Annotated in this window: 17 protein-coding genes and 2 tRNA genes; 9 read left to right on the top strand and 10 right to left on the bottom strand. The window is 68.2% G+C overall.

The window, feature by feature from the left end; all coding sequences use genetic code 11:
• Nucleotide 1: 1 nt before the first annotated feature.
• Complete coding sequence (gene ligA, locus LC452_RS10795; protein ID WP_223625040.1) at nt 2–2317, top strand: NAD-dependent DNA ligase LigA; 2316 nt, start codon at nt 2–4, stop codon at nt 2315–2317.
• Nucleotides 2314–2781: a hypothetical protein gene (locus LC452_RS10790; protein ID WP_223625037.1), complete on the top strand. Its 468-nt coding sequence runs from the start codon at nt 2314–2316 to the stop codon at nt 2779–2781. The genes ligA and LC452_RS10790 overlap by 4 nt, the downstream gene beginning before the upstream one ends.
• Nucleotides 2782–2880: 99 nt before the next feature.
• Here the strand turns inward: LC452_RS10790 and LC452_RS10785 are convergent, their stop codons facing one another.
• Both LC452_RS10785 and LC452_RS10780 read right to left on the bottom strand, forming a co-directional pair.
• Complete coding sequence (locus tag LC452_RS10785) at nt 2881–4728, bottom strand: DEAD/DEAH box helicase (RefSeq protein ID WP_374197770.1); 1848 nt, start codon at nt 4726–4728, stop codon at nt 2881–2883.
• Nucleotides 4729–4775: 47 nt separating this feature from the next.
• Nucleotides 4776–6476: a long-chain-fatty-acid--CoA ligase gene (locus LC452_RS10780; RefSeq protein WP_223625035.1), complete on the bottom strand. Its 1701-nt coding sequence runs from the start codon at nt 6474–6476 to the stop codon at nt 4776–4778.
• A gap of 69 nt (nt 6477–6545) precedes the next feature.
• Between LC452_RS10780 and gatC the strand changes: the two genes are divergently transcribed.
• The 6 genes from gatC to LC452_RS10750 all read left to right on the top strand — a co-directional run bounded on the left by gatC (nt 6546) and on the right by LC452_RS10750 (nt 12131).
• Nucleotides 6546–6845, top strand: coding sequence for an Asp-tRNA(Asn)/Glu-tRNA(Gln) amidotransferase subunit GatC (gatC, locus tag LC452_RS10775; protein ID WP_136054997.1), 300 nt, complete (start codon nt 6546–6548; stop codon nt 6843–6845).
• The gene (gene gatA / locus LC452_RS10770) at nt 6842–8359 is read left to right on the top strand and encodes an Asp-tRNA(Asn)/Glu-tRNA(Gln) amidotransferase subunit GatA (RefSeq protein ID WP_223625033.1); all 1518 of its coding nucleotides are present in this window, start codon (nt 6842–6844) and stop codon (nt 8357–8359) included. Before gatC ends, gatA begins: the two co-directional genes overlap by 4 nt.
• Complete coding sequence (gatB, locus tag LC452_RS10765) at nt 8359–9873, top strand: Asp-tRNA(Asn)/Glu-tRNA(Gln) amidotransferase subunit GatB (RefSeq protein WP_223625031.1); 1515 nt, start codon at nt 8359–8361, stop codon at nt 9871–9873. Before gatA ends, gatB begins: the two co-directional genes overlap by 1 nt.
• 81 nt (nt 9874–9954) lie before the next feature.
• The gene (gene dinB / locus LC452_RS10760) at nt 9955–11211 is read left to right on the top strand and encodes a DNA polymerase IV (protein WP_223625029.1); all 1257 of its coding nucleotides are present in this window, start codon (nt 9955–9957) and stop codon (nt 11209–11211) included.
• 37 nt (nt 11212–11248) lie between these two features.
• The gene (locus tag LC452_RS10755; protein ID WP_116635034.1) at nt 11249–11566 is read left to right on the top strand and encodes a hypothetical protein; all 318 of its coding nucleotides are present in this window, start codon (nt 11249–11251) and stop codon (nt 11564–11566) included.
• Nucleotides 11550–12131 (top strand): hypothetical protein, encoded by a 582-nt coding sequence (locus LC452_RS10750; RefSeq protein WP_223625027.1) that lies wholly within the window; start codon nt 11550–11552, stop codon nt 12129–12131. Before LC452_RS10755 ends, LC452_RS10750 begins: the two co-directional genes overlap by 17 nt.
• A 3-nt stretch (nt 12132–12134) precedes the next feature.
• On the opposite strand, the gene LC452_RS10745 is transcribed toward LC452_RS10750, so the two are convergent.
• The 8 genes from LC452_RS10745 to LC452_RS10710 form a co-directional block, all read right to left on the bottom strand.
• The gene (locus LC452_RS10745; RefSeq protein ID WP_223625025.1) at nt 12135–12635 is read right to left on the bottom strand and encodes a DUF2017 family protein; all 501 of its coding nucleotides are present in this window, start codon (nt 12633–12635) and stop codon (nt 12135–12137) included.
• Nucleotides 12632–12928: an ATP-dependent Clp protease adapter ClpS gene (clpS, locus tag LC452_RS10740; protein WP_223625023.1), complete on the bottom strand. Its 297-nt coding sequence runs from the start codon at nt 12926–12928 to the stop codon at nt 12632–12634. Before clpS ends, LC452_RS10745 begins: the two co-directional genes overlap by 4 nt.
• A complete protein-coding gene (locus LC452_RS10735) occupies nt 12925–13272 on the bottom strand; it encodes a metallopeptidase family protein (protein ID WP_223625021.1) in 348 nt (115 codons plus the stop codon). The genes clpS and LC452_RS10735 overlap by 4 nt, the downstream gene beginning before the upstream one ends.
• Nucleotides 13273–13313: 41 nt before the next feature.
• Entirely contained in the window at nt 13314–13943 is a 630-nt protein-coding gene (locus LC452_RS10730) for a LysE family transporter (RefSeq protein ID WP_223625019.1), read from the bottom strand.
• Between the two features lie 77 nt (nt 13944–14020).
• Nucleotides 14021–14096: transfer RNA gene (locus tag LC452_RS10725), tRNA-His, on the bottom strand.
• 36 nt (nt 14097–14132) lie between these two features.
• Entirely contained in the window at nt 14133–14759 is a 627-nt protein-coding gene (orn, locus tag LC452_RS10720; RefSeq protein ID WP_223625017.1) for an oligoribonuclease, read from the bottom strand.
• Between the two features lie 33 nt (nt 14760–14792).
• A tRNA-Arg gene (locus LC452_RS10715) sits at nt 14793–14868 on the bottom strand.
• Nucleotides 14869–15411: 543 nt separating this feature from the next.
• A complete protein-coding gene (locus LC452_RS10710; protein ID WP_223625014.1) occupies nt 15412–15681 on the bottom strand; it encodes a hypothetical protein in 270 nt (89 codons plus the stop codon).
• A gap of 204 nt (nt 15682–15885) precedes the next feature.
• Here LC452_RS10710 and LC452_RS10705 point away from each other — a divergent pair, with 204 nt between their 5' ends.
• Complete coding sequence (locus LC452_RS10705) at nt 15886–16431, top strand: single-stranded DNA-binding protein (protein ID WP_223625012.1); 546 nt, start codon at nt 15886–15888, stop codon at nt 16429–16431.
• Nucleotides 16432–16488 lie beyond the last annotated feature (57 nt).

Raw genomic sequence — 16488 nt, 5'->3', positions numbered from 1 at the left:
GGTGCCGGAGAACATCTCGCTGGAAGACGCCCGAACCGAAGCCGAAGAGCTGACCACTCGCATCCTCGAGGCGAAAGACGCCTATTACGGGCGCGACACCTCGGTGGTCGACGACTTCACGTATGACGGGTGGATGCATCGCCTCGAAGAGCTCGAGCGTCTGCATCCCGAGCTGCAGGGTCAGGATTCCCCGACGCAGATGGTCGGTGCCGCCGAGGCGACCGGCCTCGCGACGATCGAGCACGCCGAGCGCATGCTGAGCCTCGACAACGTCTTCTCGATCGAGGAGCTGAGGGAGTGGGCCGCGAAGACGCAGGCGTCGGCTGGGCGTCAGGTGGCCTGGCTCACCGAGCTGAAGATCGACGGACTCGCGATCAACCTGCGCTACGAGAACGGCGTGCTCACCTCGGCTGCCACCCGGGGCGACGGGCGCGTCGGAGAGATCGTCACGGAGAACGCGCTGCGGCTGCCCGAGATCCCCGCACGCCTCACCGGCGAGGGGCACCCGACGATCGTCGAGGTCCGCGGAGAGGTGTTCATCCCCGTCGCCGCGTTCGAACGTCTCAACGCCGCGCAGGCGGCGTTCCGCGAGCGCGCCTACACCGACGCCCTCGCGCGCTGGGAGGCCCGTGGCGGCGCGAAGAAGCCGTTCGAGGAAGAGAAGGCCCGCACCGCCGCCGCACGGCGATTCCCCTCGTTCGCGAACCCGCGCAATGCGGCGAGCGGCGGTCTCCGCCAGCAGATCGACAAGAAAGACGGCCTCGAGCTCGAGGCCGGTCTCCTGCGCATCGAATCGCTCGCCCTCTACGTGCACGGCGTCGGCGCCTGGACGAACCCGCCGGTCGAAGCCCAGAGCGAGGTCTACGAGCTCCTGGCCGGATGGGGCCTCCCGACGAGCCCGCACACCAAGGTCTGCGCGTCGATCGACGAGGTCGCCGCGTTCGTGGAGTACTTCGGCGAGCACCGGCACGACATCGAGCACGAGCTCGACGGGATCGTCGTGAAGGTCGACGAGCTCGAGCTGCACGATGAGCTCGGAGCGACCAGTCGCGCGCCGCGCTGGGCGATCGCCTACAAGTACCCGCCCGAAGAGGTGCAGACGAAGCTGCTCGACATCGTCGTCTCGGTCGGTCGCACCGGTCGCGCGACCCCGTTCGCGGTGATGGCCCCGGCGCAGGTCGCGGGTTCGGTCGTGCGGCAGGCGACCCTGCACAACAAAGACGTGGTGAAAGCGAAGGGCGTGCTCATCGGCGACACCGTCGTGCTGCGGAAAGCGGGCGACGTCATCCCCGAGGTCCTCGGCCCGGTGGTCGAGAAGCGCGACGGCACAGAGCGCGAGTTCGTCATGCCGGTCGAATGCCCGGAGTGCGGCACGCCCCTGCGCCCCATGAAAGAGGGCGACATCGACCTCCGCTGCCCGAACGCCCGATCGTGCCCTGCACAGGTGCGCGGACGCGTCGAGCACATCGGGTCGCGCGGAGCTCTCGATGTCGAGGCACTCGGCGAGGTGACGGCCGCGGCGCTGACCCAGCCGACCTCGCCCGAGGTGCCGCCGCTGCAGACCGAGGCCGGACTCTTCGCCCTGACGATCGAGCAGCTCGTGCCGATCGAGCTCTTCGTGCGCGACGCCGAGACCGGACTCCCCAAGGAAGACGAAGACGGACTCGTCAAGACGCGGGCGCCGTTCCGACGGAATCCGACGGCCGCCGAGAAGAAGAAGGGCGTCGAGGGGCCTCAGCCGTCGTCCCAGGCCATCACGCTCCTCGCCGAACTCGAGAAGGCGAAGACCAAAGACCTCTGGCGCCTGCTCGTGTCGCTGAACATCCGTCACGTCGGTCCGTCCGCGGCTCGGGCACTGGCGCAGTGGTTCGGCTCACTCGAAGCCATCCGCGCGGCATCGCGCGATGAGCTCGCATCGGTCGAGGGCGTCGGCGGCATCATCGCCGACTCGCTCCTCGCGTGGTTCGAGATCGACTGGCACCAGGAGATCGTGCAGCGCTGGACGGAGGCGGGCGTGCAGTGGGCGACGCCCGGGCACCCGGGTCCTGGCGGTGCGATCGCGGCGGGCGGGGTGCTCGAAGGCCTCACGATCGTCGCCACCGGGTCTCTCGACGGGTATACCCGCGACGGGGCGCAGGAGGCCATCATCACGGCGGGCGGCAAGGCGGCCTCGAGCGTGTCGAAGAAGACGGACTTCGTGGCGGCCGGACCGGGTGCGGGCTCCAAGCTCGCGAAGGCCGAGGAACTCGGCATCCGCATCCTCGACGCCGCGCAGTTCCACATCCTCGTGACCGAAGGGCCCGACGCCCTCGCATGAAGCGCTATGGACCGCTGATCGCCGTCCCCGATGCTCTGGCCGTCGGCGACCCCGGCCGGAATCACCTGCGGCTGACGCCGGATGCGGTGATCCTTCGGGCGGGAGTGGAGAATCGCGGCATCGTGACGTGGGGAGGGCTCGACAGCATCACGCTCGAGGTGCCGACCACGAGGTTCCGGTTGCCGGGGCTCGTGGGCACCATCGTGCTCGGGGCGTTGACGGCGATCTCGCTGTCCGACCTGGGCGTCGACCCCGACGACGGGTCGGTGACGCTCGTCGTCGACGGGGAGCCTCGCGTGACGCCGCTGAGTCGCCATCACGTCGGGGGCTACTGGGGTCCGACCGTGGACGGCGCGCATCGCCTGCTCGCGCACCTCATCGCCAACCCCGAGCAACGGGCGCTCCTCGCGCACCCTGAGCCGTTGATCGACATCGCCGCACAGCTCGCGCGCGAATCCGTCTGAACGTCCGGGGCGCAGCCGAAACCTCGCAGAACGACACGAACCTCGCAGAGATCCCGGGGGATTCCTGCGAGGTTCGTGTCGTTCTGCGAGAGTTCTTCGTCAGCCCTTGTGCCGCGGCTTGCGGAACGGCTTCTCGTCGCGGTCGCCGTTGCGCGCCGGTCGCTCGTCGCGGCGCTCCGGACGGTCGCGACGCTCGAACCGATCGCCGCGGTCGTCACCGTCGCGCGGGCCGCTGCGGCGGGCACCGGGACCGCGGTCGGGCTTGATCTCGATCAAGCGGCCGGAGATGCGGGTGTCGCGCAGCTTCTCGAGCACCGCAGAGCTGAGGTTCGCCGGCAGTTCGACGGTCGAGAAGTCGGGACGGATGTTGATCACGCCGAAGTCATCGCGACCGAGGCCGCCCTCGTTGGCGAGAGCACCGACGATCTGACGCGGCTCGACGCGGTGACGACGGCCGACCTCGATGCGGTACGCCGTGTAGTCGCCACGGCCACGACGTTCGGTGCGCGGCTCGCGGGCGTCACGGGTTCCGCGCTCGCGCGGCGGTCGGTTGTCCGCCTCCACCGCCTTGCTCAGCGGATCGTTGGCGGGGTCGAGGAGCAGCGGCTTGTCGCCCTGCGCGACGACGGCCAGGGCGGCGGCCACGTCGCCCTCGGGAACATCGTGGTGACGCACGTAGTGGGCGACGATGTCGCGGAACGCCTCGATGCGACCGGTCTCGGACAGCGCGGTGGTGATCGCGTCGTCGAAGCGGTTGAGGCGCGTCGTGTTCACGTCTTCCGTGCTCGGGAGTTCCATCTGCGCCGGCTGCTGCCGGGTCGCCTTCTCGATGTGCTTGAGCAGGTAGCGCTCGCGCGGCGTGATGAAGCTGATGGCATCGCCCGAGCGTCCGGCGCGTCCGGTGCGACCGATGCGGTGCACGTACGACTCGGTGTCGGTGGGGATGTCGAAGTTGATGACGTGGCTGATGCGCTCGACGTCGAGGCCGCGGGCAGCGACATCGGTGGCGACGAGGATGTCGAGCTTGCCGTCCTTCAGCTGGTTGACGCTGCGCTCGCGCTGCACCTGGGCGACGTCACCGTTGATGGCTGCGGCCGAGTAGCCGCGGGCACGGAGCTTCTCGGCGAGCGTCTCGGTCTCGTTCTTCGTGCGGACGAAGACGATCATGCCGTCGAAGTTCTCGACTTCGAGGATGCGGGTGAGCGCGTCCACCTTCTGCGCGTACGACACCACGAGGTAGCGCTGCGTGATGTTCGTGCCGGTCGCGGTCTTCGACTTGATGCTGATCTCTTCCGGATCGCTCAGGTACTTCTGCGCGAGGCGGCGGATCTGCGGCGGCATGGTCGCCGAGAAGAGGGCGACCTGCTTCTCGGACGGGGTCTGCGCGAGGATCTGCTCCACGTCCTCGGCGAAGCCCATCTTCAGCATCTCGTCGGCCTCGTCGAGTACGAGGTACTTGAGTTCGGAGAGGTCGAGGGTGCCCTTCGCGAGGTGATCCATGATGCGACCGGGGGTGCCGACGATCACGTGCACACCGCGACGAAGCGCGGACAGCTGCACGCCGTAGCCCTGGCCGCCGTACACGGGGAGGACGTGGACGCCCTTCATCTTCGAGGCGTACGACTCGAACGCCTCGCACACCTGCAGGGCGAGCTCGCGCGTCGGCGCCAGCACGAGAGCCTGCGGGATCTTCTGGGAAACGTCGAGGCGCTCCAGCACGGGGAGCGCGAAGGCCGCGGTCTTACCCGTTCCGGTCTGCGCTTGTCCCACCACGTCGCGACCCGACAGGAGAGTCGGGATGGTCGCGGCCTGGATCGGCGAAGGCGTCTCGTAGCCGAGATCCTTGATGGCTTTGAGGACGGGCCCGGTGATGCCGAGTTCCTCGAATCCGGGGGTCGCGGGGGAGTCCTCGGGGGCGTCGGTCAGCACTGCATCTTCAGGAGTCACTTCCCAAGGGTAGCGCCCCGGCGCTGTCACCGCCTGTGAGGGCGTCCTCAGGAGCCCGTCGTCAGCGCGACCAGCTTCTCCTTCACCTGCCGGCGGAGGACCTTTCCGATCAGCGACTTCGGCAGTTCGTCCACCACGAAGATGCGCCGCGGCACCTTGTACGGCGTGAGGATGCTGCGCGCGAACTCGCGGATCGCCTCGACGTCCACGTCGGCCTCGCTGTCGACGACGATCGCCGCGACGACCTCTTCGCCGGAGTGCTCGCTCGGAAGACCCACGACCGCGGCATCCGCCACCTGAGGATGCTGACGCAGGGCGTTCTCGACCTCGGTCGGTGCGACGTTGAAGCCGCCGGTGATGATGAGCTCCTTGATGCGATCGACGATCCGGATGAAGCCCTCTTCGTCGATCCTGACGATGTCGCCGGTGCGGAACCACCCGTCGACGAACACCGCGTCCGTCTCCTCCGGCTTGCCGTAGTAGCCCGAGAAGACCTGCGGCCCACGCACCACGAGCTCACCGGGAGACCCGTCCGGCACGTCTGCCGTCGGGTTCTCCGGGTCGACGACACGGCATTCGGTGCCGGGCAGCGGCAGCCCGACCGTGCCGGGCACGCGGTGCGCGGCGACCGGATTGGCCATCAGCACGGGCGAGCACTCGCTCAGCCCGTAGCCCTCGACGAGGTAGCCGTGCGTGGCCTCCTCGAAGGGCACCACGAGTTCGTGCGGCAGCGCCATCGCACCGGAGATCGCGACCTCGATCCCGTCCAGCGACACGCCCTTGGACCGGGCGGCGGCGAGCAGCCGGTCGGCGATGGGCGGGACCAGCGGCAGGAAGGTGGCGGGGTGCTTCTTCATCACGTCGAGCACGAGGTCGGGGTCGAACTTCGGGAACAGCACGAGGCGGGCGCCCATCGACATCGCGAAGGTCAGGCACAGCGTGAGCCCGTAGGCGTGGAACATCGGCAGCACGGCGTAGACGACGCAGCCCTTGCCGCGCTGGATCGACGGCACCCAGGCCTTCGCCTGTGCGGCGTTCGCGAGCAGATTCCGATGGGTGAGCGAGGCGCCCTTCGGGGTGCCGGTGGTCCCGGAGGTGTACTGGATGATCGCCAGGTCGTCGGTCGACGGCTTCGGATGGGATGCCGCGATCGGTTCGGAGCGTACGAGGGCATCCCATGTCACGGTGCCGCGCACCTTCTCGGTGAGCGCCGTCCGGGACTCGCGGGCCTTGGCGACCGGCAGCCGCAGCGCGACGCGCGTGAGGAAGGGCATCGCGCGCGTCACGTCGACCGAGATGAGGTTCGTGACGGCGAGGTCGGTCGGGAACTCCTGAACAGTGCCGACGACTTTGTTCCACACGATCGCGTGCTTCGCGCCGTGGTCCTCGAACTGCTTGCGGAGCTCGCGCGGCGTGTAGAGCGGGTTGTGTTCGACCACGACGGCACCGAGACGGAGCACGGCGTAGAACGCGACGATGTGCTGCGGGCAGTTCGGCAGCACGATCGCGACCGGATCACCCGCCTTCACGCCCAGATCGCGAAGACCCGCAGCGGCACGATCGATCGCGTCCTGGAGCTCGGCGTAGCTCGTCTCCCTGCCGAAGAACTGGAGAGCAGGAGCCTCGGGATAGTCCCTGGCGGATGCCGCGACGATGTCGATGAGCGAGCCCTCGACGGGTGCGAGGTCTTCCGGGACTCCGGCGGCGTAGCTGGCGACCCATGGGCGAGGAGGCTGGAACTGGCTCACGTGCCCAGCATAGGGGCGTGGGGTCGCCTCAGGGATGGGACGCACGAGGACGCCAACTAGACTGGGGACGTGTCTGAAATCACCCCTGATCTCGTGCGCCATCTCGGCGTGCTCGCGCGTATCCAGCTGAACGACGACGAGGTGACGCGGCTCACCGGCCAGCTCGACGCCATCGTCGACAACATCGCCAAGGTGTCGGAGGTCGCGACCGCCGACGTCGTCGCGACGAGTCATCCGATCCCGCTGAGCAACGTCTTCCGCCCCGACGTGGTGGGCGAGACCCTGACGCACGAGCAGGTGCTGCAGAACGCCCCGGATGCGGCCGACGGCCGCTTCCGCGTCACCGCGATCCTGGGAGAAGAGCAGTGAGCGACATCATCCGCCTGACCGCCGCGGAGCTTGCAGAGAAGCTCACCGCCCGCGAGATCTCGAGCGTGGAGGCCACGCAGGCCCACCTCGACCGCATCGCGGCCGTCGACGGCGATGTGCACGCCTTCCTGCACGTGAACGAGGGCGCTCTGGCGGCGGCCGAGGCCATCGATGCCCGGCGCGCAGCGGGCGAGCAGCTCGGTCCGATCGCGGGTGTTCCGCTGGCGATCAAGGACGTGCTCGTCACCGACGATCAGCCGACCACGAGCGGATCCCGCATCCTCGAGGGCTACCGTTCGCCGTACGACGCGACGGTCGTCGCCCGCTCACGTGCGGCCGGCCTCATCCCGCTCGGCAAGACCAACATGGACGAGTTCGCGATGGGTTCCTCCACGGAGCACTCCGCATACGGTCCCACCCGCAACCCGTGGGACCTCGACCGCATCCCCGGCGGCTCCGGCGGAGGCTCCGCTGCCGCTGTCGCCGCCTTCGAGGCGCCGCTCGCCCTCGGCTCCGACACCGGCGGCTCGATCCGCCAGCCCGCGCACGTCACGGGCACGGTCGGCGTGAAGCCCACCTACGGAGGGGTGAGCCGCTACGGCGCGATCGCCCTGGCATCGAGCCTCGACCAGGTCGGCCCCGTCACCCGCACGGTGCTCGACGCCGGTCTCCTGCACGATGTGATCGGCGGACACGACCCGAAGGACTCCACGTCGCTGCGCGATGCGTGGCCTTCGTTCGCGGATGCCGCCCGTGAGGGTGCCCGTGGCGACGTGCTCAAGGGGCTCAAGGTCGGCGTCATCCGGGAGCTGCCCGACAGCGGCTTCCAGCCCGGCGTCGCGGCATCCTTCCGCAGCGCGCTCGCGCTGATGGAGGCGCAGGGTGCGGAGATCGTCGAGATCGGCGCACCGCACTTCGAATACGGCGTCGCCGCGTACTACCTGATCCTCCCGGCTGAGGCCTCCAGCAACCTGGCGAAGTTCGACTCCGTCCGCTTCGGTCTGCGGGTCACTCCCGACGGCAACCCGACCGTCGAAGACGTCATGTCGGCGACGCGTGACGCCGGGTTCGGCGACGAGGTCAAGCGCCGCATCATCCTCGGCACCTACGCCCTCTCGGCGGGTTACTACGACGCCTACTACGGCAGCGCGCAGAAGGTGCGCACGCTGATCCAGCAGGACTTCGCGAACGCCTTCGCCGAGGTCGACGTCATCGCGACGCCGTCGGCGCCCACCACAGCGTTCAAGATCGGCGAGAAGATCGACGATCCGCTGCAGATGTACCTGAACGACGTCACGACCATCCCGGCGAACCTCGCCGGAGTCCCGGGAATCTCGATCCCGAGCGGCCTCGCCGAGGAAGACGGGCTGCCGGTCGGCATCCAGTTCCTCGCACCTGCCCGCGAAGACGCTCGCCTGTACAAGGTCGGTGCCGCACTCGAGACAGTGCTGCTCGACACCTGGGGTGCTCCGCTCCTCACCCGCGCACCCCAGCTGACCGGAGGAACCCGCTGATGGCCGCCGCCAAGCTCATGGACTTCGACAAGGCGCTCGAGCTGTACGAGCCCGTCCTCGGTTTCGAGGTGCACGTCGAGCTCAACACGAACACCAAGATGTTCTCGGACGCGCCGAACCCGGCGAACGAGAAGTACCACGCTGCCGAGCCGAACACCCTCATCGCTCCCGTCGACCTCGGCCTTCCGGGATCGCTGCCCGTGGTGAACGAGACGGCGATCCGCTCATCGATCAGCCTCGGCCTCGCGCTGGGCTGCTCGATCGCCGAGTCGAGCCGCTTCGCGCGGAAGAACTACTTCTATCCGGACCTCGGCAAGAACTACCAGATCTCGCAGTACGACGAGCCGATCGCGTATGAGGGGTCGGTCGAGGTCGAGCTCGAAGACGGCACGGTCGTGACGATCCCGATCGAGCGCGCGCACATGGAGGAGGACGCCGGCAAGCTCACCCACATGGGCGGGGCGACCGGACGCATCCAGGGGGCCGAGTACTCGCTCGTCGACTACAACCGCGCGGGCGTTCCGCTGGTCGAGATCGTGACGAAGGTGATCACCGGGACCGAGCATCGCGCCCCTGAGGTCGCCAAGGCGTACGTTCAGACGATCCGCGACATCGTCCGCGGTCTCGGCATCTCCGAGGCCCGTCTCGAGCGCGGCAACCTGCGCTGCGATGCGAACATCTCGCTCCGTCCGCGCGGAACCGAGAAGCTCGGCACCCGCACCGAGACGAAGAACGTGAACTCGATGCGCTCGGTCGAGCGCGCCGTCAAGTACGAGATCCAGCGCCAGGCGCAGATCCTCGCCGACGGCGGGTCGATCACGCAGGAGACGCGGCACTGGCATGAGGACACCGGCACGACGTCGCCGGGTCGTCCCAAGTCGGATGCCGACGACTACCGGTACTTCCCGGAGCCCGACCTGCTCCCCGTCGAGCCGGCCGCCGAGCTGATCGAAGAGCTGCGTGCAGCCCTGCCCGAGCAGCCCGTCGCCCGCCGTCGTCGTCTTATGACGGAGTGGGGCTTCACCGACCTCGAGTTCCAGGACGTGCGCAACAACGGTGTCCTCGAAGAGGTCGCCGCGACCATCGCCGCGGGCGCGACCCCGGCGTCGGCGCGCAAGTGGTGGACCGGCGAGATCTCCCGCCTCGCGAACGCCCAGGAGAAGGATGCGGCCGAGCTGATCAGCCCGGAGAACGTCGTCGCGCTGCAGAAGCTCATCGACGCGGGAACGCTCACCGACAAGCTCGCACGCCAGGTGCTCGAAGGCGTCATCGCGGGAGAGGGCACTCCTCAGGAGGTCATCGACGCGCGTGGCCTCGCCGTCGTCTCCGACGACGGCGCGCTGATCGCGGCGATCGACGAGGCCTTCGCCGCGCAGCCCGACGTGCTCGCCAAGATCAAGGACGGCAAGGTGCAGGCCGCCGGAGCCGTGATCGGCGCCGTCATGAAGGCGATGAAGGGCCAGGCGGACGCCGCACGCGTCCGTGAGCTCATCCTCGAGCGCGCCGCGCAGTAGCACTCGACAGGCTCGGGAGGCCTGACGGTCTCCCGAGCCTGTCGCGGGCGCCACGTCCGACGCCCGGGAGAGAATGGACGTATGGGACACGGCGACGGCAGAGGGCAGATCACCTCTGCCACCGACGCCGACGACACCGGGACCCGCATCCTGCACGTCGACATGGACGCGTTCTATGCGGCCGTCGAGGTCCTCGATGACCCGAGCCTGCGGGGGCTGCCGCTGATCATCGGCGCACCCGACGGCCGTTCCGTCGTGTCCAGCGCCTCCTACGAGGCACGGCGCTACGGCGTCCACGCGGCGATGCCGGTGGCGCAGGCGCTGCGGCTCTGTCCCTCGGCACGCATCGTGTTGCCGCACTTCCACCGGTATCAGGAGGTCTCGCGCCAGGTGATGGCGATCTTCGAGTCGTTCACGCCGTTGGTGGAGCCGCTGTCCGTCGACGAGGCGTTCCTCGATGTGCAGGGCGTCCGGCGCCTGTGGGGGAGCCCCGCGCGGATCGCCGGCCTCATCCGTGAGCGCGTGCTCGACGAGGTGGGGATCACCTGCAGCGTGGGTGTCGCGGCCACCAAGCACGTGGCGAAGATGGCCTCGACCATCGCGAAGCCCGACGGGATGCTGGTGGTCTCGGCCGCCGACACCCTCGACTTCCTTGCTTCACGACCCGTCCGGGCGATGTGGGGAGTGGGGCCGAAGGCCGCCGAGGCGCTGGAAGCCCGCGGCATCCGCACCATCAAGGACATCCGAGAGTCCTCGCCCGAGATGCTCGAACGTGCGGTCGGTCCGGCGCTCAGCGGTCGCCTCGCACAGCTCGCACGGGGCGAAGACCCGCGTGAGGTCGAGACCGAGCGCATCGAGAAGAGCATCGGCCATGAGGAGACGTTCGACCAGGACATCCTCGACCGGCAGTTCCTCCGTGCGGAACTGCTCCGGCTCGGTGACCGCGTCGCCGCCCGGCTGCGACGGGCCGAGTGGGAAGCGGCGACCGTGTCGATCAAGGTGCGCTTCGACGACTTCCGCACGCTGAACCGCTCCCAGACGCTGAGCGAGCCGTCTGCCGTCGGACAGCGGATCGGGGAGGCCGCGCAGACTCTCTTCGAGCAGATCGAGCGCCGCGATCCCGTCCGGCTGCTGGGAGTCCGCGCGGAGAACCTGCGGCCCGCCGGCGGCGGTGGCCTCGGGCTCTGGGACGATGACGAGGACTGGCGCAAGGTCGAGGGAGCCGTCGACGAGGCGGTCGCGCGGTTCGGCACGGCCACGATCAGTCGGGCCCGCCATATCGGTCGTGGCGACGGCCGCGGTGCGGCACAGCACCCGAAGGCCCACGGCATCGATTGACCGCGCGCGTGCGCGATTCGTGGGCTAGCGTGGGACCATGCCGAACATTGCACTGGAACTGGGAAAGCAGATCGCGTCCTTCGGCGTGAAGAGCGCGTACGGTGAGCCGCAGGACGTCGACGGGGTGAGCATCACTCCGGTGTCCCTCACCTACTCCGGCTTCGGCGGCGGCAGTGCGGAAGGCGGCGAAGGCGGTGGCGGCGGTGGGGTCTCGATCCCCGTCGGCGTGTACGTGCGTCGCGAGGAAGGTCTGCGGTTCGAGCCGAACATCGTCACCCTGCTCGCTGTGGCTGTGCCGTTCGTCTGGGTCACCGGGCGGGCGCTCTCGCGCATCATCCGTGCACTCAAGAAGTGACGATCCGGTCGCGACAGCGCTCGACCGCGCCGCGACGCTGATCGCACAGGATGTCGTCGCACTGTCGGCGGCGAATCCGGTCGTGCTGATCGATGGCCAGAGCGGTGCGGGGAAGTCGTCTCTCGCCGCGCGGCTCGCGTCCCGTTGGCCGCTGGCCGGTCGGGTCCAGTTGATCGCTCTGGATTCGCTCTATCCGGGCTGGGACGGTCTCGATGCCGGTGTCGAGCGGGCGCTCGACGGGGTTCTCCGTCCGCATGGCCGCGGTTATCTCGGCACCTGGCAGCGGTGGGACTGGATGCGGGAGACGGAAGCCGAGAGCCACGCCGTCGATCCCTCGCTCGGTGTCATCGTCGAGGGCAGCGGGCTGCTCACGCCATCGACGTCCGCGCTCGGTGACGTGCGCGTCTGGGTCGAGTCGGCCGAGACCGCACGCAAGGCACGAGCGCTCGCCCGTGACGGTGAGACGTACTGTCCGCATTGGGATCGGTGGGCGGCGCAGGAGAAGATCCACGTGGAGCGGGACGACCCTCGGGCTCTTGCGACGCGGGTCGTCGACGTTCCCTAGCCTCTATCGGCCTCGGCGCTCGTCCACCTCGTCGGCCGCCTGGATCAGCAGTTCGAGGCGATAGCCGAGCCAGTCGTAGATGTCGCCTCGACCATCTTCGTCGGTCTGGTCGTCCTCCGTGATCCCGAGCCGATCGGCGATCACCAGTCGGATCGCGGTGAGTGTGCGCAACCAGCTGTCGAGATCGTCTTCGGCGATGACGAGATCGCGAGGCGCCAAGGCCTCGTCTTCGGACAGCGGCTCCACGTCGACGTCGAACGGTGCGAGTGCTGTGCGGACGGTCACCGCGTCCGCGAGCCTGCGGTCGAGGAGATCGTCGCGGGTGCTCTCGGCGAAGGCCCGGGCTGCGTCCTGATCGTCGGGATACGCGCTGGGCGTCAGACGCCGGACGGCGGAATCGTCGGTCTCGCGCTCGGTGAGCAGGTCACGGAAGTCGTCCACGAGCCGTGCGAGATGAACACCCTCCAGGACGGCGATGGACAGGACGACGTTGCGCGCGCTCATCGGGATGCCTTCCGCACCGTGGCCCAGAGCCCGTAGTCGTGCATCGCCTGCGCGTGGACCTCCATCGTCTCGCGGGGCCCGGTCGCCACGATCGCGTGTCCGTCCTGATGGACGGCGAGCATGAGGGCGGTCGCGCGCTCGACGGAATACCCGAAGTACGTGCGGAACACCCGGACGACGTAGCTCATGAGGTTCACCGGGTCGTTCCAGACGACCACCTCCCAGGGTTCGAGGGGAGCGGCGCTGAGGTCGGTGACCTCCTCGAGATCCGGGGTCGCGATGGGGGTGCTCATGCCCAGCCCATCTCGTGCAACTGCTCGTCGTCGAGACCGTAGAAATGCGCGATCTCGTGAACGAGGGTGGTGTGGATCTCATCGCGAAGCTCCGACTCGGTCTCGCACTGAGCCAGGTGCGGCTCGCGGAAGAGCACGATCCGGTCGGGGAGCTCACCCATGCCGTACTGGGTGCGTTCGGTCAGAGCGAGCCCGTCATACAGTCCGAGCAGATCGAGGGAGCCGTCTTCCGGGCGATCCTCCACGACGAACACGACGTTCTCCAGCCCGTCGACCATATCGTCGGGCAGCTGGTCGAGCTCGTCGATCACGAGCGCCTCGAAGGCTGCGGCATCCATGTCCATCGTGTCCAGCCTAGGGGCGGATGCCGAGCCGGACGGCGGCGTCAATGGAGGAAGACGAGCAGCGCGGCCACGGCGATGAAGAGCACGCCGAACACGGCGTTGAGGATGCGCTGGCCGCGCACCGAGCGGGTCAGGCGGCGGAACGGGCGGGCGGCCGCGGCGAAGAATCCCCACATGACGATCACATCGACGATGATCACCGTCGCGATGAGAGTGAGGTACTGCGGGAGGGGAGGCTCGTCGAGCCGGATGAACTGGGGGATGAAGGCGAGGAAGAAGACGATCGCCTTCGGATTGAGCAGGTTGACCCAGAACCCTCGTCGGATCATCGACCAGTGACTCTCCCGGGAGTCGACCGGTGCCACCGAGTCATCCGGGATCTCGGACGGCTTCGCCAGGATCAGGCGGATGCCGAGGAACACGAGATACGCGGCGCCGGCGTACCGGATCGCCGTGAAGAGGAAATCGGAGCGCGCGACGAGGAGTCCGACACCGGCCGCGACGATCGCGACGTGGACGATGAGCGCGATCTGCTGACCGACGATGCCCCAGATCGAGCGGCGCCAACCCTGGTTGAGAGCGTTCGACATCGTGTTGATCGCGCCGGCACCCGGCGTGAAGCTGATGACGACGGAGGCGGTGAGGAGGGAGAACCAGACCGCGAGCGACACGCTCTCAGTCTAGAGCTCAGGGGAGGGGGCGCCGAGACGCAGAAGAGGCCCGAACCTGACGATTCGGGCCTCTTCGATGGGGTGAGTAACGGGACTCGAACCCGCGACATCCGGCACCACAAGCCAGCGCTCTACCAGCTGAGCTATACCCACCATGTGCCCACCGGAGCGGGCAACCAGATGAGTCTATTACATGTTGGGGGTGAACTCCGACACGGTGCGGGCGGCGATGTCGCGCGCCTCATCGCTCGAAGGACCGGGCTCATCGACGAAGACCGCCTCGCGGTAGTAGCGCAGCTCGCGGATCGACTCGAGGATGTCGGCGAGGGCACGGTGGCCACCGTCTTTCGACGGCGCCTGGAAGAACACGCGGGGGTACCACCGGCGCGAGAGCTCCTTGATGCTGGACACGTCGACGTTGCGGTAGTGCAGCCACTGATCGACCTGCGGCATGTACTTCGCGAGGAACATCCGATCGGTGCCGATCGTGTTTCCCGCCAGGGGTGCCTTGCGCTCGAGCGGCACGAATCGTCGGATGTACGCCAGCGTCTGCGCCTCGGCCTCTTCCAGGGAGACGCCGAGCGGGATCTCGTTGATCAGTCCGGACGTCTCGTGCATCTTGGTCACGAAGTCGTTCATGTGCGCGAGGGCCGTGTCGTTCGGGCGGATCACGATCTGAAAGCCCGGGTCGATGGGGCGCAGCTCGAAATCGGTGATCACGACGGCGATCTCGACGAGTTCGTCGACCGCGAGATCGAGCCCCGTCATCTCGCAGTCGATCCATACGAGACGATCGTTCTCCGACGCAGTTACCATTCCGCCATACTATCGACGGGCCCGACATCGGCCTGGCCCCCCAGGCAGGGTTCGAACCTGCGACCGGCGACTTAGAAGATCGATGCTCTATCCACTGAGCTACTGGGGGTCGGTGTCCAGACTAGCGAAACTTCCGCCAGAGTCTCCGACGGTCCCGCCGTCGGCCGCGGCACGACGCCGAGCAGCGGCCGCGGCGCGAATCTCTCGTGAATAGGCGTTGCGTCGCTCGCGGCAGGGCTCGCAGGCGCACCCTCGCCGCCCTTTCACGCCTTCTCCGTGAGCCACCTCGACACGGTGAGAAGGCAAGCGAGGGGGAGCCGGCGGTTCGAGGCCGAGGGAGACGAGATGCTTTCGGCTGCCGGCCCGGAGCGCCGTCCTTCTTCGGTGGCAATTCGCGCACACGACCTCGCACTTCGCGATCTCCCCAAGAATCGTCGACCACGCGCGAGTCGATGCATTGACCGCCCGAGCGATCTCGAACCGCTTCTCGTGCTCGGGCATGTGATCGAAGTCGAGCACCACGGGGTCGGGTTCGCCACAATCGCGACACGGGTGCTCACGGAGATACTCGATCATCCGAGTGAAGTTCTGATGCCGGTGCCACGCTTGCATCGCGTACAGGCGCTCTCCGGAGCTGGGCACGCTGCGGTCCCTACGAATAGCGGAGAGCGGCGACCGCATCGTCGGGGCGCCAGAACTCTCCGACGAGGCGGAAGGTGCCCGTCGCGAGGTGCAGACGCTCGGCGCGGTAGCGGAGGCCCAGCGGGTCGGCCACGATGCGCAGGTGACCGAGCACTCGCTCCCTGCGGTCTTGCACGCGCCAGAGGTGGTCGGCCGCCCGGACGAGGTGCTCGCGCGCGGAGGAGAGCCGAGGCGTCGAATACGGAACCTCGGGCAGATAGGTGGTCAAGCTGTCGGACATCGGAACTCCCTTCTGATTCGAACATATGACCGACCACCGACATTCCGACGGCCTGGGCCCGCGGGAAGGCGTCGGCTCTGCTCCTGCACGGGAGAGGATCTGCGATTTCCTTCCACAGCTCGCGTTTTTCCGGGGTTCGAGACTCGAGGAGAGGAGGCACGCTGGAGCGATCCGAGCAATCGACTCGGCATCGAGAGGACTGAGATGAACGACACCGTGACAATCGTGGGAAGAGTCGCCACTGACCCGACGCAGGGTCAGACCGGGGGAGGCGACCCGGTCACGAACTTCCGGCTGGCCAGCACGCATAGGCGATTCGACAACGCGACGCAGACCTGGACCGACTCCGACACGAACTGGTTCTCGGTCGCGGCGTTCCGTCAGCTCGGCGAACATGCCAAGGCCTCGCTGCGAACCGGTGACAGCGTCATCGTCACCGGCCGCCTCCGGATCCGCACCTGGGAGAGCAACGGCAAGCAGGGCACGAGCGTCGACATCATCGCCGAGGCCATCGGACACGATCTGCGCTGGGGAACGACGGCCTTCCTGCCGCGCAGCCGGGCGGCCAACGCCGGAGCCACCGGATCTGCGCCGGACCAGCGGGCGGCCGATTCGGACGGCGGCCCGGATGCCGACGACGACGTGGATGCGCAGGATTCCGGGGACGGCGACGGCGAGCTGTCCGACCTCGACATGTCCTGGGCCGAAGTCCCGGCCGGCAGCGTCAGCGCACCCGCCACGATGCACTGAGCGAACGGCCCGGACGCGAACGGATCCAGACCGGTCGGCGTGGCTATGCGTGAGGTG

The sequence above is a fragment of the Microbacterium sp. EST19A genome (genome assembly GCF_019969685.1).
Taxonomy (GTDB): Bacteria; Actinomycetota; Actinomycetes; order Actinomycetales; family Microbacteriaceae; genus Microbacterium.
Note: the sequence above shows the minus strand (reverse complement) of the source record. Positions and strands in the feature narration are given on the sequence as shown.

Excerpts from the sequence above, each read along its gene's own strand:
- LC452_RS10790 (WP_223625037.1), top strand. The coding sequence starts at position 2,314 with ATGAAGCGCTATGGACCGCTGATCGCCGTCCCCGATGCTCTGGCCGTC.
- gatB (WP_223625031.1), top strand. The coding sequence starts at position 8,359 with ATGGCCGCCGCCAAGCTCATGGACTTCGACAAGGCGCTCGAGCTGTAC.
- LC452_RS10735 (WP_223625021.1), bottom strand. The coding sequence starts at position 13,272 with ATGGACATGGATGCCGCAGCCTTCGAGGCGCTCGTGATCGACGAGCTC.
- LC452_RS10755 (WP_116635034.1), top strand. The coding sequence starts at position 11,249 with ATGCCGAACATTGCACTGGAACTGGGAAAGCAGATCGCGTCCTTCGGC.
- LC452_RS10745 (WP_223625025.1), bottom strand. The coding sequence starts at position 12,635 with ATGAGCGCGCGCAACGTCGTCCTGTCCATCGCCGTCCTGGAGGGTGTT.
- clpS (WP_223625023.1), bottom strand. The coding sequence starts at position 12,928 with ATGAGCACCCCCATCGCGACCCCGGATCTCGAGGAGGTCACCGACCTC.
- orn (WP_223625017.1), bottom strand. The coding sequence starts at position 14,759 with ATGGTAACTGCGTCGGAGAACGATCGTCTCGTATGGATCGACTGCGAG.
- LC452_RS10705 (WP_223625012.1), top strand. The coding sequence starts at position 15,886 with ATGAACGACACCGTGACAATCGTGGGAAGAGTCGCCACTGACCCGACG.
- dinB (WP_223625029.1), top strand. The coding sequence starts at position 9,955 with ATGGGACACGGCGACGGCAGAGGGCAGATCACCTCTGCCACCGACGCC.
- LC452_RS10710 (WP_223625014.1), bottom strand. The coding sequence starts at position 15,681 with ATGTCCGACAGCTTGACCACCTATCTGCCCGAGGTTCCGTATTCGACG.